20 protein-coding genes and 2 pseudogenes are annotated in these 20,927 nt (G+C 68.3%); 3 read left to right on the plus strand and 19 right to left on the minus strand.

Annotated features, from left to right (window positions below):
* Window position 1: 1 nt before the first annotated feature.
* The 6 genes from lnt to IPG68_09300 all read right to left on the minus strand — a co-directional run bounded on the left by lnt (window position 2) and on the right by IPG68_09300 (window position 4,887).
* On the minus strand, window positions 2-1,153 hold the full coding sequence (lnt, locus tag IPG68_09275; protein MBK6763435.1) for an apolipoprotein N-acyltransferase: 1,152 nt from the start codon (window positions 1,151-1,153) through the stop codon (window positions 2-4).
* Window positions 1,078-1,488, minus strand: coding sequence for a hypothetical protein (locus IPG68_09280; protein ID MBK6763436.1), 411 nt, complete (start codon window positions 1,486-1,488; stop codon window positions 1,078-1,080). Before IPG68_09280 ends, lnt begins: the two co-directional genes overlap by 76 nt.
* Window positions 1,485-1,781: an HNH endonuclease gene (locus IPG68_09285; GenBank protein MBK6763437.1), complete on the minus strand. Its 297-nt coding sequence runs from the start codon at window positions 1,779-1,781 to the stop codon at window positions 1,485-1,487. Before IPG68_09285 ends, IPG68_09280 begins: the two co-directional genes overlap by 4 nt.
* A gap of 169 nt (window positions 1,782-1,950) precedes the next feature.
* Window positions 1,951-2,655, minus strand: a complete 705-nt coding sequence (locus tag IPG68_09290) for an amidohydrolase family protein (protein MBK6763438.1) — start codon at window positions 2,653-2,655, stop codon at window positions 1,951-1,953.
* A gap of 10 nt (window positions 2,656-2,665) precedes the next feature.
* Window positions 2,666-3,775, minus strand: coding sequence for an acyl-CoA dehydrogenase family protein (locus IPG68_09295; protein MBK6763439.1), 1,110 nt, complete (start codon window positions 3,773-3,775; stop codon window positions 2,666-2,668).
* Window positions 3,772-4,887, minus strand: a complete 1,116-nt coding sequence (locus tag IPG68_09300; protein ID MBK6763440.1) for an aminopeptidase P family protein — start codon at window positions 4,885-4,887, stop codon at window positions 3,772-3,774. The genes IPG68_09295 and IPG68_09300 overlap by 4 nt, the downstream gene beginning before the upstream one ends.
* A gap of 33 nt (window positions 4,888-4,920) precedes the next feature.
* Here IPG68_09300 and IPG68_09305 point away from each other — a divergent pair, with 33 nt between their 5' ends.
* A complete protein-coding gene (locus tag IPG68_09305) occupies window positions 4,921-5,820 on the plus strand; it encodes a 5'-3' exonuclease (GenBank protein MBK6763441.1) in 900 nt (299 codons plus the stop codon).
* Here IPG68_09305 and IPG68_09310 read toward each other — a convergent pair.
* From IPG68_09310 to IPG68_09360, 11 genes and pseudogenes are all read right to left on the minus strand, one after another.
* Window positions 5,802-8,516, minus strand: coding sequence for a DEAD/DEAH box helicase (locus IPG68_09310; GenBank protein MBK6763442.1), 2,715 nt, complete (start codon window positions 8,514-8,516; stop codon window positions 5,802-5,804). The two genes, IPG68_09305 and IPG68_09310, sit on opposite strands and share 19 nt — an antisense overlap.
* A gap of 58 nt (window positions 8,517-8,574) precedes the next feature.
* Complete coding sequence (locus IPG68_09315) at window positions 8,575-9,468, minus strand: diacylglycerol kinase (protein MBK6763443.1); 894 nt, start codon at window positions 9,466-9,468, stop codon at window positions 8,575-8,577.
* A 9-nt stretch (window positions 9,469-9,477) separates the two neighbouring features.
* Window positions 9,478-10,329 (minus strand): twin-arginine translocase subunit TatC, encoded by an 852-nt coding sequence (gene tatC / locus IPG68_09320; protein ID MBK6763444.1) that lies wholly within the window; start codon window positions 10,327-10,329, stop codon window positions 9,478-9,480.
* 2 nt (window positions 10,330-10,331) lie between these two features.
* Entirely contained in the window at window positions 10,332-10,601 is a 270-nt protein-coding gene (gene tatA / locus IPG68_09325) for a Sec-independent protein translocase subunit TatA (GenBank protein MBK6763445.1), read from the minus strand.
* Window positions 10,602-10,649: 48 nt separating this feature from the next.
* A complete protein-coding gene (locus IPG68_09330) occupies window positions 10,650-10,967 on the minus strand; it encodes a hypothetical protein (protein MBK6763446.1) in 318 nt (105 codons plus the stop codon).
* Between the two features lie 207 nt (window positions 10,968-11,174).
* Window positions 11,175-11,531, minus strand: coding sequence for an FKBP-type peptidyl-prolyl cis-trans isomerase (locus IPG68_09335; GenBank protein ID MBK6763447.1), 357 nt, complete (start codon window positions 11,529-11,531; stop codon window positions 11,175-11,177).
* Window positions 11,528-12,064 carry an FKBP-type peptidyl-prolyl cis-trans isomerase gene (locus tag IPG68_09340; protein MBK6763448.1) on the minus strand — a complete coding sequence of 179 codons (537 nt, stop codon included), beginning with the start codon at window positions 12,062-12,064 and terminating at the stop codon, window positions 11,528-11,530. The genes IPG68_09335 and IPG68_09340 overlap by 4 nt, the downstream gene beginning before the upstream one ends.
* Window positions 12,065-12,088: 24 nt before the next feature.
* Window positions 12,089-13,458, minus strand: a pseudogene (gene pafA / locus IPG68_09345) (Pup--protein ligase).
* Window positions 13,459-13,468: 10 nt separating this feature from the next.
* Complete coding sequence (gene prcA, locus IPG68_09350) at window positions 13,469-14,164, minus strand: proteasome subunit alpha (GenBank protein ID MBK6763449.1); 696 nt, start codon at window positions 14,162-14,164, stop codon at window positions 13,469-13,471.
* Window positions 14,161-14,994, minus strand: a complete 834-nt coding sequence (gene prcB / locus IPG68_09355) for a proteasome subunit beta (protein MBK6763450.1) — start codon at window positions 14,992-14,994, stop codon at window positions 14,161-14,163. Before prcB ends, prcA begins: the two co-directional genes overlap by 4 nt.
* Window positions 14,991-15,194 carry a ubiquitin-like protein Pup gene (locus IPG68_09360; GenBank protein ID MBK6763451.1) on the minus strand — a complete coding sequence of 68 codons (204 nt, stop codon included), beginning with the start codon at window positions 15,192-15,194 and terminating at the stop codon, window positions 14,991-14,993. The genes prcB and IPG68_09360 overlap by 4 nt, the downstream gene beginning before the upstream one ends.
* An 89-nt stretch (window positions 15,195-15,283) precedes the next feature.
* Here IPG68_09360 and IPG68_09365 point away from each other — a divergent pair, with 89 nt between their 5' ends.
* Together IPG68_09365 and IPG68_09370 are read left to right on the plus strand one after the other, a co-directional pair.
* The gene (locus IPG68_09365; GenBank protein ID MBK6763452.1) at window positions 15,284-16,807 is read left to right on the plus strand and encodes a proteasome accessory factor PafA2; all 1,524 of its coding nucleotides are present in this window, start codon (window positions 15,284-15,286) and stop codon (window positions 16,805-16,807) included.
* Window positions 16,808-17,319: 512 nt separating this feature from the next.
* Entirely contained in the window at window positions 17,320-17,739 is a 420-nt protein-coding gene (locus IPG68_09370) for a CAP domain-containing protein (protein MBK6763453.1), read from the plus strand.
* Between the two features lie 565 nt (window positions 17,740-18,304).
* On the opposite strand, the gene arc is transcribed toward IPG68_09370, so the two are convergent.
* Both arc and IPG68_09380 read right to left on the minus strand, forming a co-directional pair.
* Window positions 18,305-19,942: a proteasome ATPase gene (gene arc / locus IPG68_09375; protein ID MBK6763454.1), complete on the minus strand. Its 1,638-nt coding sequence runs from the start codon at window positions 19,940-19,942 to the stop codon at window positions 18,305-18,307.
* 39 nt (window positions 19,943-19,981) lie between these two features.
* A pseudogene (locus IPG68_09380) lies at window positions 19,982-20,832 on the minus strand (tRNA (adenine-N1)-methyltransferase).
* Window positions 20,833-20,927: the final 95 nt, after the last annotated feature.

A 20,927-nucleotide genomic window follows, 5' to 3' on the forward strand; every position in this document is an offset into this window, starting at 1 on the left:
CCTACCTTTCAGCCGCTGGGCGCCGGCGACGCCCCCATAGGCCAAGTATCAGCGCCACCAGACCGAGGATGCTCAGCCCCCCATCGACCCACGCCCCCCACCGCACCGCCGGGGTCCAGGTGTCGTGCAGTGGGACCTCTTGGTTGATCCACCCCGGTTGCAGTTGGGGCAGTGCGGTCCACTCCCCCGCTGGCGAGATGATGCCCGTGACGCCGGTCGTGGCCGCCACGAGGACATATCTGCCCGTCTCGCGAGCGCGCAGCCTGCTGATGTCGAACTGTTGTTCGGGTTGGGCGGTGGTGGCGTAGGTGGCGTTGTTCGTCTGCACCACGACGGCCCGTCCGCCAGCCCGCACGCCGGTGCGCACGATCTCGTCGCTGGACACCTCGAAACAGATCACATCGGCGATCCGGGCCGGCCCCAGTTGCAGCACACCCGGCTCCTGCCCTGCGATGAAGTCCCGGGGCACGCGGTCGAAGCGCGTGATGAACCGGGACAGGACTGGCCGTAGGGGCAGGAACTCCCCGAACGGCACCGGATGCTGCTTGATGTACGCATCCGTCGGGCCCTCCTGCGGGTCCCAAACCAGGCCCACGTTGGCCACTCGGTCGGGGTGTCCCGGTACCTCCTGCACCGTGCCCACGAGGATCGGGGCGCCGATCGAGCTAGCGGCAGAATCCACGAGTGCCTCTGCCTCGGGCCGGGCCACCGGGTCGATGTCGGCGGAGTTCTCCGGCCAGATCACGGCGTCGGGCTGCGGTTCCGTGCCGGTTTCGACGGCTGCAGCGAGTTCGACGGTGACTCGTTGGTGGTTCGACAGCACGGCCAGCGGGCGGCCCAAGAAATCGATCCCCGGCTGCGGGACGTCGCCCTGCACCACGGCGAGCTGGCTGCTCGCTGGCGTCTGGGACGTGCCCGGCGTGGGGTAGACCGTTGAACCCACCAGGGCGGCGACCGCGGTCAGCGACACAGCGACCAGCGTCCGGCGCCAGGAACGCAGGCACAACACCAGAAGGGCTCCGATGAGGGCCACGATGAAGGACAGCAGGGGGGCGCCACCCAGGGTGACCCAGCCGGTCAAGGGCGAATCCGGCTGCCCGAACGCCAGTCGTCCCCATCCCAGGCCGCCCCAGGGAAGCGCGAGCGCAGCCATTCCTGGAGCACCCAGACAGCGGGCACCGCGATCGGCCACCATCGCAACTCCAGCACGACGCTCAGCGCCCACCCCATGCCCGCGTACCAGCCGGCGATCACCAGTGCCAGAGCCAGCCAGGCGTCGGGTCCCAGCACGCTGAGCCAGTGCAGCAGCGGCAGGAAGAAGGCCCACCCGCCGAGCAACCCGAGCAGTGCTGCGCGTCCTCCGGGCTGATCCCGGACCGCCAGCACGAACAGCGCCACGCCGATCGGGGCCGTCCACCACCAGCCGACCGGAGGGAGCGCCAGGAACTGCAGCAGGCCGGATCCCAGCGCGAGCAGGACGCGCCTCACCCTTGCGCCCCGCTGAGCGAGGCCTGGATCTCACCCAGCCGGGCGAGGAACAGCCGCTCGTCGAGGCGTTTGCGGCGCAGCCAGGCGGTCACCTCGTCGTTGCATTTGCTGGCGTTGCAGGGGCCGCACGCCGGGACCACGTTCATCACCGTGTAGCGGCCTCCCCGCGAAATCGGCAGGACGCAGTCACGCTGGAGCACGCGGTCGGTGGCCCCGCAATACGCGCACCCGCCCCACGCCTCGGCGAGCGCGCTCCACTGCGCGTCGGTGAGATCGTGCTCCACGCGACCCATCCGCGCCCGGCGCCTGCGCGCATACCGAGCGGTGCGAGTGCGGGAGGGGGCCACCCTGCGACGCTACCGACCCGCCGGCGGCAGCGGTGACCCCCTCGAGAGGACACGCCGTCGCGGCCCGCCGTTCGCAGGTTCGGTGCTGGGCATCCCCGCGCGAGCAGGACGAGTCTCACCCAGGCGCCCCGGCGTGCCAGACCCGGCGCACGATCGGCACGTCGTCGCCTGGTCCCAAGGGCGGCAGGCCGGGGGTGGCCGAACGTGGGTCGGTCGACCAGTTGCTGATCCGTTCATCCGGGGTCTCCACCACAAGATCGTCGATGGCCCACTGGACGAACGACGCCTCGCTGCCGACCGCCAGGACCCCGCGGTCGGGTTCACCGAGCAGGCGCCACGCTCCCCGGGTCAGGGCCGAGAACGCCGCACGGGCGGTGATGCGTTCCGCGGGCGCCACCTCATGGACGGCGGCACGCACGGCCTGCCACCCTGATGTGTGGTCGTGCGCAGGGACCAAAGCCGTCGGCACACCGGCGGAGATCCGGGAGCGCAGTCGGCACGGATCCGCCGGCACGACCGCCAGGGCTTCGGTGCTGGCGGAGTCCCATTCCGCCTCATCCCATCGGTCCGCGATGCTCACGGTGCCGCAGTCCCCATGGGTGAAACCGCCGCTGCTGGGGGGGGCCGCGTCCGCGAGGTGCACGAAACCGGGCGCGAGGAGATCCCCACTGAGTTCCACGACAGCGTCCACCTCGCCCATGTGCACGTGTGCCCCGGCATCGGTGCCGATCCAGGCGATCAGCCCGTCCTCCACCAGCAACGCTGTGGCGAAGCGTTCGGAGACGGCGTAGATGTGCCCGTCGACCAGCAGGGTCCTCATCGGCAGAATCCTAGGTGGTCAGCGCCCGGCCGATGACCAGCCGCTGGATCTCGTTGGTGCCTTCGACGATCTGCAGCACCTTCGCTTCGCGCATGTAGCGCTCGACCGGGTAGTCCTCCACGTAGCCGGCCCCACCCAGCACCTGGACGGCACTCGTGGTGACGGACATGGCCATGTCGGTGCAGAACAACTTGGCCATGGCCGCCTGCGTCGAGAACGGCTGCCCGGCGTCGCGGCGACGTGCCGCGTCGAGGTACAGGGCCCGTCCGGCGGCGATCCCGGTGGCCATGTCCGCCAGCGTGAACGACACCCCCTGGAACGTGGCGATGGGGGCACCGAACTGCTCGCGCTGGCCGGCGTACTCCACCGCCACATCCAGGGCTGCCTGTGCCAGCCCCACCGCACACGCCGCGATGCCCAGTCGCCCGGAGTCCAGGGCGTTGAGGGCGATCTTGAACCCACTGCCCTCCTCCCCCAGGCGGCGCCCGGCATCGATCCGGACGTCATCGAGAAGGACCTGCGCCGTCACGGAGCCCCGCATCCCCATCTTCCGCTCTGGGATCGCCGCTGAGAGCCCCTGCGCGTCTGCTGGGACGAGGAAGGCGGTGATCCCTGCTGTGCGGTCCGGTGACGTGCGCGTCATCACCGTGTAGAAGTCAGCCACACCCCCGTGGGTGATCCAGGCCTTGACCCCCTTGATCAGGTAATCCTCGCCGTCCCGGGTGGCGGTGGTGGTCAGACCGGCCGCGTCGGAGCCGGACTGCGGCTCACTCAGGCAGTAAGCACCGAGACGTTCTCCGCCGAGCATGTCGGGCAGCCAGCGGTCGCGCTGCTCGTCGGATCCGGCCGTGGCCAGCGCGTGACAGGACAGGGTGTGCACGCTGACCCCCAGCGCGACCGTCAGCCACCGCTGCGCCAGTTTCTCGAGGACCTGCAGGTAGTCCTCGTAGCCCACTTCGGCGCCGCCCCAGCGCTGCGAGTACGGCAGACCGAGGAGCCCGGCGCGGCCGAGGGTGCGGAAGGCCTGCCGCGGGAACCTCGCCTCACGTTCGTGGGCAGCGGCCTGCGGAGCCAGCTCGCGTGTGGCGATGTCATCGGTCAGTTCCAGCAGTTCGTTCATTCCACCACCACCAGTTCGTGCGGTCGGTTGTTGCAGCGCAGGACCCCGTCCGTGGTGCACACGACGATGTCCTCGATGCGAGCGCCGTGGAGACCGGCACGATAGACACCGGGTTCCACGCTGAAGGCCATGCCCGGTTCGAGGACCCGGGTGTTGCCCGCGACGATGTAGGGCTCCTCGTGAGTCTCCAGGCCGATCCCGTGGCCGGTGCGGTGGATGAAGAACTCCGCGAGCCCGGCAGCGGCGAGATGATCGCGGGCGACGGCGTCGATCTGCTCGCACGTCACCCCCGGCCGCACTGCGGCCACGGCAGCGGCCTGCGCGGCTGCTAGGACCTCGATCTCCGCGCGTACCTCGTCCGGTGGCGGGCCGACGGCATACATCCGCGTCGAGTCGCTGCAGTAACCGTCCGGCATCGTCCCGCCGATGTCGACCACCACGGTGTCGCCACGGTCGATGACCCGGTCGGAGAGTTCGTGGTGGGGGCTCGCGCCGTTGGGTCCGGAGGCGACGATGACGAAGTCCACCCGGGCGTCCCCGGCGGCCAGGATGGCGTCCGCTATGTGGGCTCCGACTTCGCGTTCGGTGCGACCCGGGCTCAGAAACTCGGGCACTCGGGCGTGCACGGCGTCGATCGCGGCACCTGCCCGGACCAAGGCATCGACCTCGGCCGGAGACTTGCGCATCCGCAGGTCCTGAATCACGGCTCCGGCCGCACGCAGGTGGGCATCCGGGATGGCGTCGCGCAACGCGAGCACCTTCACCGCCCACATGTGGTCGTCCACTGCCACGGCGCGGGCCCCCGGCACCATCGAAGCGGTCAGCGCGTACGGATCGGCGGTCTCCTCCCACGCCACCACGTCGATGTCGAGGTCTCCCACGGGGCTCGCCTGCGCGGCGGGCACCTCGAGCCCGGGCGCCACCAGGCGCGCGCGGCCGTCCGCGGTGAGCACCAGACAGGTGAGGCGCTCCAGGGGCACCGCGTCGTACCCGGTGAGGTAGCGCAGGTCGGGTCCTGGAGACACCAGCAGGGCATCGAGTCCCGCGTGGGAGGTGGCCGCACAGGCTGCCGACAGCCGGGCGGGGAAGTCCGCGGGATGACTGCTGGTCACGCCTGCGACACTACTGCCGTGCCACGTCCGCTGATGCTCCTGGATACCGCCTCTCTCTACTTCCGCGCGTTCTACGGCGTGCCTGACACCCGCAAGAGCTCCTCCGCGCCGCCCACCAACGCTGCTTCCGGGCTGCTGGACATGATCGCGCGCCTGGTCCGCGAGCACCGGCCCTCCGCCCTCGTGGCGTGCTGGGACGCCGCCTGGCGGCCCGACTGGCGCGTGCACCTGATCCCGTCCTACAAGCAGCACCGGGTGGCCAGTGGGGATGAGGAGGAGATGCCCGGGGCTCTGCAGGAGCAGATCCCGCTGATTGAGGCGCTGCTGGTCGGGCTCGGCCTGCCACCTGTGGGCGTGCCCGACCATGAGGCCGATGACGTGATCGGCACCTATGCGTCCACGGCCGGCGTGCCGGTCGACGTCGTGACCGGTGACCGTGACCTCTTCCAGCTCATCGACGACGATGCCGGGGTGCGGGTGCTGTACACCGCCCGCGGGATCGCGAAGTTGCAGTTCGTGGATGCCGAGTTCGTCGAGGTCAAGTACGGGGTGCGGCCGGAGCAGTACGCCGACATGGCCACTCTGCGCGGCGACGCCAGCGACGGGCTGCCGGGGGTGACGGGCATCGGCGAGAAGACCGCAGCGTCCTTGCTGCGGCTCTACGGTGACCTCACGGGCGTGCGGGCGGCGGCTGCGGATCGAGCGTCCGGCATGGCTGCGCGGGCACGTGCCTCACTGCTGGCCGCCACGGACTACCTGGACAAGGCGCCCGCGGTGGTCCGCGTGGCGCGCGACCTGCCCGTGCCGCCGGCGCCGACGGCACGGCCGGTGCCGGACGTGGAGTTGCTGGATGCGATTGGCACGGAGTTCGGGATCGGGTCATCGGTGACGCGGGTCCTGTCGGCGATCCGGGATCAGACCTCCGAGGAGTAGTCGACCACGCCCCGGCGCAGCAGGTCCGCGGCCCGCTGAGCTGTGACGTGCGTCGGATCGTCGCCGCCGACGGCACCGGCGATCTGGCCCAGTGCGTCGATCAACTGTTTGCACCAGCGGACGAAATCCCCGGCGGGCAGGTCGCTGCCCTGGAGCACCGACGCCAACGGCTGGCCGTTGGCCCACTGGAACGCCGCCCAGCAGAAACCCATGTCCGGCTCGGGCGTGGTGGGTACGCGGAACTCCGTCTCCAGCGCCTCGATGGCCGCCCAGAGGTGCACCTGCTCGGCCAGCACCTCGCGCACACCGCCGTTGGGCAGCCGCGGGACTGTCTCCTCGTCGGTGCGCGACGAGAAGACCAGGGCGGACACACACGCGACCAGTTCGGGCGGCGTGAGGTCGCGCCACAGCCCCAGTCGCAGGCACTGGGCGATCACCAGCGCACGGTCGGTGTAGAGCCGGCCCAGCATGGTCCCGTCAGGGGTCACCGACAACTCCTCCCCCTGTGCGGTGAGGTAGCCGAGTTCGACCAGGACCGAGCAGATCTGGTCGAACTGCCGGGCGATCGTGTTCGTCCGGCCGTCGACCCGCCGGGTGAGTGCGTCGTTCTCCTTGTGAAGTTTCGCGGCCCGTTCTGCCCACCGGGAATGCAGTTCCCGGTCGGAACAGCCGTGGCAGGGGTGCTTGCGCAGCCGGGCCCGCAACCGGGCGATCTGCACATCGTTGGCACTGTCGCGCACCCGGGCGGGCCGGACGTTGGTGTGCCGCCCGGTCAGTTCCCCCAGGCGGGCGGCCAGTGCTTTGCGGGCGTTGGCACTGCGGGGGTGGAAGTCGCGGGGGATCCGCAAGCGGTCCACGACGACGGCCGGCGCAGGGAAGTCGGCCACATTGAGCCGGCGAACCTGCCGGTCCACCGTCAGCACCTGCGGGCGGGGCTCGCCCTGCTCGTCCACGCCGGTATCGAGGACGACGGCCAGGCCGGAACGCCGGCCCGTCGGGATGGCGATCACGTCGCCGGGCACCAGCCGCTCCAGTGACTGCGCCGCATGGCTGCGGGTGAGGCGGGCGGACTCCCGCGAGGTGTGCTTCTCGAGGTCACTGAGTTCCCGGCGGATGGTCGCGTACTCCGCGAAGTCGCCGAGGTGGCAGTGCATCGACTCCTCGTACCCGGCGATGATGTGCTCGTTGCGTTTGATCGTGGCTGCGAGCCCGACGACCGACTGATCGCTCTGGTACTGCGCGAACGACGTCTCGAGGATCTCGCGGGCGATGCGCCGCCCGACCCTGCGTATGAGGTTCACCGCCATGTTGTACGTGGGCCGGAACGAGGAACGCAGCGGGTAGGTGCGGGTCGACGCCAGGCCGGCGAGGTGGTTGGGCTGCACCGACTGGCTCCACAACACCACGGCGTGTCCTTCGACGTCGATCCCGCGGCGGCCGGCCCGGCCGGTGAGCTGTGTGTACTCCCCCGGGGTGATGTCGGCGTGGGTCTGACCGTTCCACTTCACCAGTCGTTCCAGCACGACGGTGCGGGCCGGCATGTTGATCCCGAGAGCAAGGGTCTCAGTGGCGAACACCACCTTGAGCAGCGCCTGCTGGAACAACTCCTCCACGACCTCCTTGAAGATCGGCAGCATGCCCGCGTGGTGGGCCGCGATCCCCCGCTGCAGGGCGTCGCTGAAGTCACCGAAGCCCACGGCGAGCAGGTCGGCCTCTGGGATCACCGAGCAGCGTTGCTCCACGACATGCGCGATCCGCCGCCGCTCGTCGGGGGATGTCAGGCGCACGCCGCTGTTCGTCAGCAGGCGTACCGCGTCCTCGGTGCCGGCGCGCGAGAAGATGAAGTGGATGGCCGGCAGCAAGTCCGCTGCTTCGAGCCGGTCCACGACGTCGACCCGCGATGGGGTGCGCGCGGGGCGCGGACGTTTGGCATGCCGATCGGGTCTTCCCCGGGACGTGCGCGTGACCCGGAAGTCCCCGGACAGTCGCTGCAACTCCGGGTTGACCTTGCGCTGGTCGTCGTCGATGAACAGGTCGTACAGACGGTTGTTGGCCATCACCTGTTGCCACAGTGGTACGGGCCGGTGCTCCTCCAGCACGATCTGGGTGTCTCCGCGGACCGTTGCCATCCACGCCCCGAACTCCTCGACGTTGCTCACCGTCGCGGACAGCGCCACGATCGACACCGACTCGGGCAACTGGATGATGAGCTCCTCCCAGACCGCCCCCCGCTCGCGGTCGGCGAGGTAGTGCACCTCGTCCAGGACGACGTAGCCGAGCCCGGCGAGATCCGGCGAGGACTCGTACACCATGTTCCGCAGCACCTCGGTGGTCATCACCACGGTGCCGGCGTGGCCGTTGATGGACACGTCGCCGGTCAGCAGCCCGACGTCCTGGCCGCCGTACCGGGCTACGAGATCGCGGTACTTCTGGTTGGACAGGGCCTTGATGGGGGTGGTGTAGAAGGCCTTGCGCCCGGTCGCGCGGGCGAGGTGGATGGCGAACTCCCCCACCACCGTCTTGCCGCTGCCGGTGGGTGCGGCCACCAGCACGTCCCGGCCCGCGTCGAGGGCCTGGCAGGCCTGTGTCTGGAAGTCATCGAGGGCGAAGTCGTATTGATCGCGGAAGTCGGCGAGGTGCTGACTGGACCGGGACCGTCGACGCGCAGCGGCGAACCGTTCTGCGGGTGTGGCCATGCCTGCAGACTACGCGCCGATCGCCTTCGCGCCCGGCGGGTTGTGCACGCGCCGATGATCAGCCGACCGGTGCGAGAACGTGAAGCCCGTGGGGCACAACCCGCACGTCCACCGGGGCCGGGCCCACGTACTCACCGTCGGCGTACGCGGTCTGTCCGGCAGCCTCCACCCGAACCGTCGACCCGCGCAGCGTGCGCACGAACGGCCGGTCGACATGGGTGCCCTTGAAGACGCTGGGGAAGGTCCTGATGAAGGTGGCCTTGCTCGTCTTCGACAGGAACGTCAGATCCAATTGTCCGTCGTCCAGGGACGCACCCGGACAAACCTTCATCCCTCCGCCGTAGCTGGGACCGTTGCCCACGGCGAGCATCATGCCCTCCTCGATCTGGGTCTGCCCGTCGACGGTTATCGAGAATTTCACGGGCTTGTACACCTTCAACTCGGCGAAAGTGGCCAACAGGTACCGCGACTGGCCCGTGGGCCATCGCATGGCGTTCGCGCGCTGGTTGACCTCGGAGTCGAAACCTACGCTCAGCACCGCTAGGAAGGCCCGCTGCGTACCGTCTGCGGCGTCGACGATGGCGTAGTCGACTGCCCGGGTCCGGCCATCGGCGATGATGTCGGCTGCGGTGCGTGGGTCGCCGCGCGGAATGCTCAGCGCGCGGGCGATATCGTCGCCGGTCCCCACCGGGATGATCCCCAGGGCGCTCTGTGAGCCGTGTACGGCCTGCAGAGCGAGATGAACGGTGCCGTCACCACCGCATGCGACCAGCGCGTCCACCCCGCCGGCCACGGCTTCCCTGGCCAGGTGCAGGCTCTCGTCGGCGTCGACACCCTGCAGCGCAGTGACGTCGACACCGCGTTCGCGTAGCCGCTCGAGCGCCAGTGGCGCGTTCTTGGCGCTCCGGCCCTTGCCCGAGGTGGGGTTGATCAGGATCGCAGCAGTCAGCACCTCCCGAGGCTATCGGCGCGGAGGGTCCTCGCCGTCCATTGGCTCGCTGATGGGTGATACCTCGTCATCGGTCCACTGCTCGTAGTCCGGCTCCGCTGCGTTGCGGCGCCGTCGGCGGTCGTTGAGCAGGCTGAACACGACCGCCGCCCCGACCAGCACCATCACCGGGGTGGCCAGCAGCATCATCGTGATCGGGTCACCGGTCGGGGTGGCCACGGCGGCGAATATGAACACGCCGAAGATGATGTAGCGCCAGGCGGAAGCCAGCCGCTTGCCGCTGAGGATGCCCACCATGTTCAGGCCGACGATGAACAACGGGGTGAGGAACCCGATGCCGAACACGACGACCATGCGCAGGAAGAACGACAGGTACCGGTCCACAGGCAGGTAGTTGCCGACGTTCTGCGGGGTGAATCCCAGAAGCACCTCGAGACCCTTGGGCATGAGGACATAAGCCAGCAGGACCCCGCCGAGGAACAGCGGGACGCTCAGCACGACGAAGAGGTAGACCCAGCGGCGTTCGCGGGCGTGCAGACCGGGGGTCACGAACGCCCACAACTGGTAGATCCACACCGGGGAGGCGAGCACCAGGCCGGCCATGACGGCCACCTTCACCTGGAGCATGAAGGCGTCGGTGACCCCGGCGACGACCAGGCGCACGTCGCGGCCCTCCGCTGCGGCCTGCGCGACCACGTCCTGGATCGGCCGGGAGATGACATCGAAGATCTGGACGTAGTAGACCCACCCGACGACCGCCCCGAGGGCGATGGCCAGCAGGCTGATCACCAGTCGGCGCCGCAGTTCCCGCAGGTGCTCCCGCAGGGGCATCTGGGCGCGCGCGTGCTGGACGGGCGCGGTCACGGTCAAGGTTGGGTGGGTGTCTGCTTGCCCGCGGGCGGCTCGACCACACTGGGCTGTTCAGGTGTTGCCGGTGGGCTGTCCACGGCCTTGGCGGGGTCGGCGTCGGGCGTGCCCTCCGCAGAGGAGTCGGTGAGGCCCTTCGTCTCGGCCTTGAAGATGCGCAGTGACCGGCCCAGGCCGCGCGCGGCGTCCGGCAGGCGGCGGGCACCGAAGAGCAGCACGACGACCAGGATCAGGATCAGCCACTCGGACCCACGAAGGTTGGAGAACATGCGTACAGAGTACGACGTTGTCCGCGCCCAGGGTATTTGCCGCAGCGTTCAGTGCACGAGCAGATGGGGCACGATGACGTCGTGGCCCTCCAGCCACAGGGCCAGGTCGAGCACGTCGTCGTAGGTGATCGGCAGGCCGTAATGTGTTTCGAGCACCTCGCTGGGCACGTTGTCGATGATGACTCCGGCGCTAGACAGCAGGGCCACGACCTCCTGGTCCGCCGCCTTCTCGATCAGGTCCTGGCAGGACCCGCAACGGAACGTGTACGTCGCCCAACCGGCCGCCTCGGCCACGGTGAGTCGCACGTCGTCGGGGGTGAGATCGACGTCACTGCACACCGGGCATGTCGCCTTGATCGTCGTCATCGTCCTCGCCTCCCTCATCGCCGTTTGTGCTTGTGGCTTCGGCAGGAGACTGCTGAATGTTGAGCCCGGTGTCCTGTTGAAATGCACACAACTACCGTGCGTAGCCAATATCACCCGTTCGGGCGACGTTTCGGCGTGTCGCGGTCACAATCCGCAAAGGGTCGCCGAGGGACTGCGAGCATGTCCCTCCCCGGCTATCGCGGGCTCTCAGGCGTCGAGCAGATCGATCACGAAGATCAGCGTGCGACCTGACAGCCGGTGGCCACCGGAGGTCCCGTACGCCAGGTCCGGGGGGATGATCAATTGTCGGCGACCACCCACGCGCATGCCGGGAATCCCGTCCTGCCAGCCCTGGATCAGCCCGCGCAGCGGGAAGGCGATGGGTTCGCCCCGGTCCCACGAGGCGTCGAACTGCTCGCCGGTCCCGTAGTCGACACCGACGTAGTGCACGGTCACCTGACCGCCGGGTTGCGCCGCTGGACCGTCGCCCACCACGAGGTCGGTGATGACCAGCTCCGCCGGCGGCGGGCCGTCCTGGAATTCGATCTCGGGCTTTTCCATCAGGAACCCACCTTCGTGACGTCGACGACGAAGACCAGCGTGTCGTTCACACCGATACCCGACCCGGGCGGCGGCGCTTCCCCGTAGCCCTGGTCCGGCGGGATGATCAGCAGCACCCGCGAGCCCTCCTTGATGCCCTGCAGACCGTTCTGCCAGCCGGGGATGACCCCCTTGATGGGGAACTGCACCTCACCGGTGGCCCACGAACCGTCGAAGACCTCGCCGGTCGACCACGCCGACCCCACGTACTGAACGGTCACCAGGGAGTTGGGTCCCACGGCCTTGCCGGTGCCAGCAGTGATCTCCTTGACGACGAGCTCAGTGGGAGGTGCGGCCGCGGTGTCAATGGCGATCGTGGGCTCGGCGTTCGCGGCGCCGGTGACGGTCACGCCGTCGGTGCTCACTGCGTCACCGGCGGGGCTGGCCGCCGAACTCACCGGAGCCGAGGGCGACGGCGTCGCACCGGAGTCGGAACTGCAGGCAGTTGCCAGCAGCAGGGGGACCACCGCGAGGGCGGCGACACGGGAGATACGCATGCGTTTCACCCTAATGTGCGCCTCTCACATCGATGCGATGAGGCGCTCTACCCGCTCGTCAACGCTCTTGAAGGGGTCCTTGCACAAGACCGTCCGCTGGGCCTGATCGTTGAGTTTGAGGTGGACCCAGTCGACCGTGAAGTCCCGGCGCTTCTCCTGGGCACGTTTGATGAAGTCGCCCCGCAGTTTCGCACGGGTGGTCTGGGGTGGGAGGGATTTGGCGGCGAAGATCTCGATGTCGCTGCACACCCTGTCCACCAGGCCCTTGGCCTGCAGCAGGTAGAACAGGCCGCGTGTGCGGCTGATGTCGTGATAGGCCAGGTCCAGTTGCGACACCCGGGCGTCGGTCAGGCTCAGGTCGTGCTTGGCCATGTAGCGCTCGATCAGGGTGCGCTTGATGACCCAGTCGATCTCCGTGGCGACGTCCTGCAGCCGGTCGAACTCGATCGCGTCCAGAGTGCGCGACCACAGGTCGACCACCCGGGACGGCACGCTGTGCGGGTCATCGAGCAGACCCGTGGAGGCGGCGAAGGTGGACACCCGCTGCAGGTACTCACGTTGCATGTCCAGGCCGCTGACGCTCTTGCCGTTGGCCAGCCGGACCAGACGTCGGCCGGTCGGGTCCTGGCTGATGTCGCGGATGCTGCGGATCGGGTTCTCCAGGGTGAGGTCCCGCATGGGCAGTCCCGCCTCGAGCAACCGCAGAACGAGGTCCGTGGAGCCGACCTTCAACAGGGTCGTCGGCTCGCTCATGTTGCTGTCGCCGACGATGACGTGCAGGCGGCGGAAACGTTCGGCGTCGGCATGCGGCTCGTCGCGGGTGTTGATGATCGGCCGGCTGCGGGTGGTCGCGCTGCTGACCGATTCCCACACGTGCTCCGCCCGCTGGCTGACGGTGTACGTCGCCCCCCGCGGGGTCTGCAGGACCTTGCCCGCCCCGCAGATGAGCTGCCGGGACACCAGGAAGGGGATGAGCACCTCGGCCAGGCGGAAGAACTCGCCCTGCCGGCCCACCAGGTAGTTCTCGTGGCAGCCGTAGGAGTTGCCGGCTGAATCCGTGTTGTTCTTGAAGAGGTAGATGTCCCCGAGGATGCCCTCGCCGGCCAGGCGCTGCTCGGCATCCACCTGCAGGCCTTCCAGGATGCGCTCACCGGCCTTGTCGTGCGTTACCAGCTCCTGGAGTTCGTCGCATTCGGCGGTGGCGTACTCGGGGTGGGAGCCCACATCGAGGTACAACCGGGATCCGTTGCGCAGGAAGACGTTCGAACTGCGACCCAGCTCACGACCCGCCGGAACAGGTAGCGCGCCACCTCATCGGGGGACAGCCGTCGCTGGCCCTGGAACGTGCATGTCACGCCGTACTCGGTCTCGATGCCGAAGATCCTGCGTGTCATGGGCGCCAACCTACCCGCCGTTCAACAAACCTGCGAGCTCCTGACCGACCAGTCGCCGGAAGGCCCGCCGCGGCCGGTTCCGCCCGAGGACCGCGACTTCGAGTTGTTTCTCCTCCAGGGTCCGCGGACCCTGGCCGCCATGCTCGGCCAGCGCCGCGACAGCCATCCTCAAGGCCTCCTGCAATGTGAGATCCGGCTGCCACTGCTCCTGCAGTTGGTTGGAGATCGCCTCTGCGGCTCCGCCCATGGCCACGAAGCCGTGCTCGTCGCCGACGGACCCGTCGAAGGTCAGTCGGTACAGCTGGTCGCTGGCCTCGTCGACACCCACCTCGGCGACGATGATCTCCACCTCGTAGGGCTTCTGGGCCTCGGTGAACACGGTGCCGAGGGTCTGGGCGTAGGCGTTCGCCAGCCCGCGACTGGTGACGTCGGCCCGGTCGTAACTGAATCCGCGCAGATCGGCGTACCGCACACCGGCCACCCGCAGATTCTCGAATTCGTTGTACTTGCCGACCGCTGCGAAGGCGATCCGGTCATAGATCTCGCTGATCTTGTGCAGCGCCCGCGAGGGGTTCTCCGCCACGAACAGGATGCCCTGGTCGTACTGCGCGACGACGACGGAGCGGCCCCGGGCAATACCTTTGCGCGCGTAGTCCGCCTTGTCCTTGATGATCTGCTCAGGCGAGACGTAGAACGGGACGGTCATGCTTGGGCCTCCCCCGCCTCGTCGGCGACCGGTCCGTCCGGCCGCCGGTAGCGCTGAGCGACCACATCGTCGATGAGCGCCTGCATCTCGCCCTCGGGCATGCGGCGCACACCGCCGCCGTCGACGGTGTAGACGACCGGGAAGATGCCCCGAGTGAGGTCGGGTCCGCCGGTGGCGGAGTCGTCGTCCGCGGCGTCGTACAAGGCCTGCACACACACCCGCACGGCATCCGTGGCCGACTGGCCCGGCTGATACAACTTCTTCAGCGAGCCTCGCGCGAACGGGCTGCCGGAGCCGACGGCGTGGTACTGGTGCTCCTCGTAGCGCCCGCCGGTGACGTCGTAGGAGAAGATCCGGCCGGCGTCCCGGGACAGGTCGAAGCCGGCGAAGAGCGGGACCACCGCGAGCCCCTGGATCGCCATGCCCAGGTTGCCGCGGATGAACGACGCCAACCGGTTGGCTTTGCCCTCCAGCGACAGGCTCGTGCCCTCGATCTTCTCGAAGTGCTCGAGTTCGGTCTGGAACAGCCGTACCATCTCGACCGCGATCCCGGCGGTACCGGCGATACCCACCACGGAGAACTCGTCAGCGGGATAGACCTTCTGGATGTCGCGCTGGGCGATGACGTTGCCCATGGTGGCCCGGCGGTCCCCGGCCATCACCACGCCGGAGTCGAACTGGCTGGCCACGATCGTCGTCCCGTGGGGCGCGTCGACGGACTGAGTGGGCCGCACGCGGTCGAAGAAGGCGGGATCGTGCTCACCGAGGAACTCGACGAACGAGGAACCGGGTCGCAGGAAGTATGCGGGCAGACCGGAAGCCTGTGTCACTGGCCGCCCTTCTGTACGAAACTGGCCACGAACTCCTCGGCGTTCTCCTCGAGCACGTCGTCGATCTCATCGAGGATGGAGTCCACATCCGCGTCGATCTCCGCTTTGCGTGCCGCGGCCGCCTCGACCTCTTCGCCGACGACGTCCTCGCTCTGCTTGTCGGTTTGCGAGCGATGTTTGTGCTGCTGACCATCTGCCATGGGCGCCACACCTCCTTGCTCCGACCTTAGTCGGTGCCCCCGACATCTGGCATCCGCCGTCGGCCCGGCCACCGGGATAGCCTGAGCGGGTGAGTGTCATGCGGATCATGGGTATCGAGACGGAGTACGGGGTGTCCTCGCCGGGCCACCCGCACGCCAACGCGATGCTCATGTCCAGCCAAGTGGTCAGCGCCTACGACCGATCCACGCACTCCCAGCGCCGCAGTCGCACGCGGTGGGACTACGACGTGGAGACCCCCCTGCGCGATGCCCGCGGCTTCGACATGAGCAGAGCCGAGGCCGACCCGTCCCAACTGACCGACGACGACGTGGGGATGGCCAACGTCATCCTGACCAACGGGGCCCGGTTCTACGTCGACCACGCCCATCCGGAGTACTCGACCCCGGAGGTGCTCACCCCGTTCGAGGCCATGCTGTACGACCGGGCAGGCCAGCAGATCATGGCGCAGGCGGGGCGGCTGGCCTCCGCGGAGCCGGGTGCCCAGCACATCCGGCTGTACAAGAACAACACCGACAACAAAGGCGCCTCGTACGGCTGCCACGAGAACTACCTGATGCCACGACTCACCCCATTTCCACGCATCGTCTCGGCGATGATCCCCTTCTTCGTCAGCCGGCAGGTGATCACCGGGGCCGGGCGGGTCGGCGTCGGCCAGGACGGCCGCACCACGGGCTTCCAGCTCACGCAGCGAGCCGACTTCTTCGAGGTCGAGGTCGGTCTCGAGACCACCTTGAAGCGGCCCATCATCAACACCCGTGACGAACCGCATGCCGACCCGGAGCAGTACCGCAGGCTGCACGTCATCGTCGGCGACGCCAACCTCAGCGAGTACGCCACGTACCTCAAACTGGGGATGACCTCGCTGGTGCTGAGCATGATCGAGCAGGAGTGGGACTTCGCCGGCTTCGCTCTGCGCCATCCGGTGCGGCAATTGCACGAGGTGTCGCACGACCCCGAATTGCGCTACCAGATGGAACTGGCCGACGGGCGCCGGCTCACCGCTGTGCAGATGCAGGCCGAGTTCGTCGAGCAGGCACGCAAGTTCGTCGACGACCGCTATGGTTCCGAGGCCGACTCCCCCACCCTGGAGATCCTCGCCGAGTGGGAGACCACACTGGACTCGCTGCTGCGTGACCCGGGTGAACTCGCGACCCGACTGGACTGGGTTGCGAAACGGGCACTGCTGGACGGCTACCGGCGTCGGGACGGCGTGGACTACGGCGATCCGCGCTTGGACCTCGTCGACCTGCAGTACAGCGACGTCGACCCCGAGCGGGGCCTGTGGGCGCGGTTGGAGAAGCGGGACCGGCTGCAGCGGCTGACCACCGACGACCAGGTGGCACACGCGATGGTCGCGCCGCCGGAGTCCACCCGTGCCTACTTCCGTGGCGAGTGCCTGCGCCGCTACCCCCAGCACGTGACCGCGGCGAGTTGGGACTCTGTGATCTTCGACCTGCCGGGGCGCTCGGCGTTGCAGAGGGTTCCGACCCTCGACCCGCTGCGGGGAACCAAGGCGCACGTCGACGCACTTCTGGCCGCCAGCCCCACCGCGGCGGACCTCATCAGCGCACTGCAGTCGATGCGGGACTGACTCTGCTCCGATCGGGTGACATCACCTGCACTCCGATCGGGTGAACACGTTCCACTTCGTGGTGCATCGCCTCCGATCCCCACAGTGTGCGTGTTTATGCAGTTGCTCTGAGTGCCGCCGGCCTCCTCCTGGGGCAAGCGGTGGCCACCAGTGGCGCACAAGCTGTGGAGTCTGCGGGCAGCCACCACGTCAATGCCGTCGGCAACAGCGTGAGCGTCAGCATCAGCGGTGTGAAGAAGGCCCGCGTCAAGGTCCGTGGCCAGCGCGTGCGCCGCACCGTCCGCTCGTCGACCGTGCTGCGCCTACCGGCCGGCAAGTACACGATGCGTGCGTTCGCCGTGACCAGTGGCGGCACGCTCTACAAGCCGAGCCAGCGCACCTACCGCGTGCGTGCCAAGACCGGCCAAGCGGTCCTCGTCGCGGTGACATACCAGCCCGTCACCTCCAATAACGTCTCCACCGGTCAGCAGCGCATCCCGGCCGATCCGGTTCCGGACGGCGACTTCGCCACCATGTTCGCGCTTGTCAACGAGGCCCGCTCGAAGCAGCAGCAATGCGGATCCAAGACGATGCCTCCCGTGGCGCCGGTGGTGTACAACGCCGAGATCGCGAAAGCCGCCCAGGCCCACGCTCAGGACATGGCGGACAAGAACTACTTCGACCACGACTCCCTGGACGGGCGCTCCTTCGCCGACCGCATCCGGGCCACGAACTACTCCGGCGACCCTGCCGGTGAGAACATCGCCAGCGGCTTCCCCACCGCCCAGGAGACCCTGCACGGCTGGCTGAAGAGCCCGGGCCACTGCGTCAACCTGATGGACGCCGACTTCGACACCATGGGCCTGGGGCTGGCAGTCCAGCAGGACTCGCGGTACTCGACCGGCATCAGCTACTGGGTCCAGGACTTCGGCTACGACCCGTCGAGCCGCTGACGCGCTCTCGGCTGGCGTCGGGGTGGATCGAACCCGGTTGTATCGCTCCCGGATAGCCGGTTCGCTCCCGGCTGGAGCTGACGCGCTGCCCGGCCGGCGTCGGGGTGGATCGAACCCGGTTGTATCGCTCCCGGACACCCGTTTCGCTCCCGGCTGGAGCTGACGCGCTGCCCGGCCGGCGCCGGGGTGAAGGCGGGAGAGGTTGCCTCATCGGGGAGAGATCGAACCCGGTTGGGTCGCTCCCGGATAGCCGTTTCGCTCCCGGATGGAGTTGACGCGCTGCCCGGCCGGCGTCGGGGTGGATCGAACCCGGTTGTATCGCTCCCGGATAGCCGTTTCGCTCCCGGCTGGAGGTGAGGCCCGTCCAGGCTGGCGTCGGGGTGAAGGCGGGAGAGGTTGCCTCACCGGGGAGAGATCGAACCCAGTTGATTCGCTCCCGGACACCCGTTTCGCTCCCGGATGGACCTGACGCCCTGCCCGGCCGGCGTCGGGGTGGATCGAACCAGGTCGTATCGCTCCCGGACAACCGTTCCTCTCCCCGCTGGTGCTGAACCCCTCCCCCGCGTTACAGGTATTGGCCGGTGTTGGCCACGTTGTCGATCGTGCGGCCGGGTTCATCGCCTTGCTTGCCCTGGACCAGCGTGCGGATGAAGACGATGCGCTCACCCTTCTTGCCGGAGATCCGCGCCCAGTCGTCGGGGTTGGTGGTGTTCGGCAGGTCCTCGTTCTCGCGGAACTCGTCGACGCACGCCGACAGCAGGTGCTGCAAGCGGATGCCCTTCTGACCGGTGTCGAGGAAGTCCTTGATCGCGCTCTTCTTCGCCCTGGAGACGATGTTCTCCAGCATGGCCCCGGAGTTGAAGTCCTTGAAGTAGAGGACCTCCTTGTCGCCGTTGGCGTAGGTGACCTCCAGGAAGCGGTTCTCAGCGGCTTCGGAATACATGCGCTCCACGGTGCGCTGGATCATCGCCGCCACGGTGACCTCGGGGTTGCCCCCGTGTTCGGCCAGGTCGTCGGGGTGCAGCGGCAGGTTGGCCGTGAGGTACTTGGTCATGATGTCGGCCGCGGCCTCCGCGTCGGGGCGCTCGATCTTGATCTTCACGTCGAGCCGGCCGGGGCGCAGGATGGCCGGGTCGATCATGTCCTCGCGGTTGCTGGCACCGATCACGATGACGTTCTCGAGCCCTTCGACACCGTCGATCTCCGAGAGCAATTGGGGCACGATCGTGTTCTCGACATCGCTGGACACACCCGAGCCGCGAGTGCGGAAGAGCGAGTCCATCTCGTCGAAGAAGACGATCACCGGCATCCCCTCACTGGCCTTTTCCCGTGCGCGCTGGAACACCAGGCGGATGTGCCGCTCGGTCTCGCCGACGTACTTGTTCAGCAGCTCCGGGCCCTTGATGTTCAGGAAGAACGATCGGCCCGCCTCGAGGCCCTCGCGGTCAGAGACCTTCTTGGCCAGGGAGTTGGCCACCGCCTTGGCGATCAGCGTCTTGCCGCAGCCGGGCGGGCCGTACAGCAGGATCCCCTTGGGCGCCCGCAGTTCGTGCTCGCGGAAGAGGTCGGCGTGCATGAAAGGCAGTTCCACGGCGTCGCGAATCTGCTCGATCTGCGACCCGAGCCCGCCGATGTCGGCGTAGTCGATGTCTGGAACCTCCTCCAGGACCAGTTCCTCGACCTCCGCCTTGGGGATCCGCTCAACGGCGAAACCGGACCGCGCCTCGACCAGCAAGGAGTCGCCCGCCCGCAGGTGCTGGCGGCGCAGAGGGTCCGCGAGGTGCACCACCTGCTCCTCGTCGGTGTGGGCGATCACCAGGGCCCGGCTGCCGTCGGCCAGGATCTCCTTGAGCATGACGATGTCACCCCGCCGCTCGAAGCCGGCGATCTCAACGATGTTGAGGGCCTCGTTGAGCATGACCTCTTGGCCGGGGACGAGCACCGAGACGTCGACATTCGGTGTGGCCACCACGCGCATCTTGCGCCCCCCGGTGAAGATGTTCACCGAACCGTCGTTGAGTGTCTCCAGGTACACCCCGTAGCCGCTCGGGGGCTCGGCCAGCCGGTCCACCTCGGCCTTCAGTGCGAGGATCTGCGCTCGCGCTTCGCGCAGGGTGAACGTCATGCGCTCGTTGTTGGCACGCTGCTTGGCCAGTTCCGAGCGCAGTCGTTCGAGATCCTCACCGCGCACGTCCTCGGTCATCGGGCCCTCCTGGAGCAGATATCCGCCTCGTCTTCGACCCTATACATCTTGGGCGGGATTTCCACCTCTCGCATCGTCGTCGCCGGTGGGCGGACGTGGCCCGGAGTAGTCGCTCCCGTATGCCCCTTTCGCTGGACGCGAACGTTTCGTGGGGGCGATGACACCCGGGGCCAGGCGTCGGCTGAAGACCAGGAAGCCGGTGTGGCCCACCATGCGGTGGTCCGGTCGCACGGCCAGGCCCTCCACGTGCCACCCCCGGTGCATGGTCTCCGAGGCCCGCGGTTCGGTCCAGCCGCCCGCGGCGCGCAACGCCTCGACGATGCGTGACAGTTGCGTGGTGGTGGCCACGTAGACGCACAACACGCCGCCGGGGACCAGGCCCGCCTCCACCACGTCGAGGGTCTCCCAGGGGGTGAGCATGTCGAGCACGACACGGTCGAAAGGTCCTGGCGGTGCGACATCCTCCAAAGTGCCGGTGAGCAGCGTCCAGTTGTCGGGGGCCGCGCCGTTGAAGAACTTGGCGACATTGCGCTGTGCGATCTGCGCGAAGTCCTCGCGCTTCTCCACCGACGTGACGTGGCCGGTGGATGTCACGGCGCGCAGCAGCCAGCAGGTCAGCGCCCCCGAGCCCGCACCGGCCTCCAGCACGCGTACGCCGGGACCCACATCGGCGAATCCCACGATGAGCGCCGCGTCCTTGGGGTAGATGATCGTCGCCCCCGCGGCATCGACATGACGAAGTCGTGCAGCAAGGGCCGCAGGGCGAGGTACTGTGTGCCCTTGCTCGAAGTGACCACGATCCCCTCGCCGGCTCCGATGAGGTCGTCGTGGTCGATGCCGCCCTTCTCCGTGTGGAAACGTTGGCCGTCCTGCAGCGTGATCGTGTGCATTCGGCCTTTGGCATCGGTGAGTTGGACCTGATCGCCAACGGCGAACGGCGGTCCCTGCGGGCTCGGGGTCACAGTTGAGCAGGCTATCGCCGCAG

Source organism: Micrococcales bacterium, from assembly GCA_016703125.1.
GTDB lineage: Bacteria > Actinomycetota > Actinomycetes > S36-B12 > UBA10799 > JADKAV01.

Excerpts from the sequence above, each read along its gene's own strand:
- IPG68_09310 (MBK6763442.1), bottom strand. The coding sequence starts at position 8,516 with ATGGCCACACCCGCAGAACGGTTCGCCGCTGCGCGTCGACGGTCCCGG.
- IPG68_09305 (MBK6763441.1), top strand. The coding sequence starts at position 4,921 with ATGCTCCTGGATACCGCCTCTCTCTACTTCCGCGCGTTCTACGGCGTG.
- IPG68_09370 (MBK6763453.1), top strand. The coding sequence starts at position 17,320 with ATGTTCGCGCTTGTCAACGAGGCCCGCTCGAAGCAGCAGCAATGCGGA.
- prcA (MBK6763449.1), bottom strand. The coding sequence starts at position 14,164 with ATGACCGTCCCGTTCTACGTCTCGCCTGAGCAGATCATCAAGGACAAG.
- IPG68_09360 (MBK6763451.1), bottom strand. The coding sequence starts at position 15,194 with ATGGCAGATGGTCAGCAGCACAAACATCGCTCGCAAACCGACAAGCAG.
- IPG68_09340 (MBK6763448.1), bottom strand. The coding sequence starts at position 12,064 with ATGCGTATCTCCCGTGTCGCCGCCCTCGCGGTGGTCCCCCTGCTGCTG.
- IPG68_09285 (MBK6763437.1), bottom strand. The coding sequence starts at position 1,781 with ATGGGTCGCGTGGAGCACGATCTCACCGACGCGCAGTGGAGCGCGCTC.
- tatA (MBK6763445.1), bottom strand. The coding sequence starts at position 10,601 with ATGTTCTCCAACCTTCGTGGGTCCGAGTGGCTGATCCTGATCCTGGTC.
- lnt (MBK6763435.1), bottom strand. The coding sequence starts at position 1,153 with ATGGCTGCGCTCGCGCTTCCCTGGGGCGGCCTGGGATGGGGACGACTG.
- arc (MBK6763454.1), bottom strand. The coding sequence starts at position 19,942 with ATGACCGAGGACGTGCGCGGTGAGGATCTCGAACGACTGCGCTCGGAA.
- IPG68_09330 (MBK6763446.1), bottom strand. The coding sequence starts at position 10,967 with ATGACGACGATCAAGGCGACATGCCCGGTGTGCAGTGACGTCGATCTC.
- IPG68_09290 (MBK6763438.1), bottom strand. The coding sequence starts at position 2,655 with ATGAGGACCCTGCTGGTCGACGGGCACATCTACGCCGTCTCCGAACGC.
- IPG68_09295 (MBK6763439.1), bottom strand. The coding sequence starts at position 3,775 with ATGAACGAACTGCTGGAACTGACCGATGACATCGCCACACGCGAGCTG.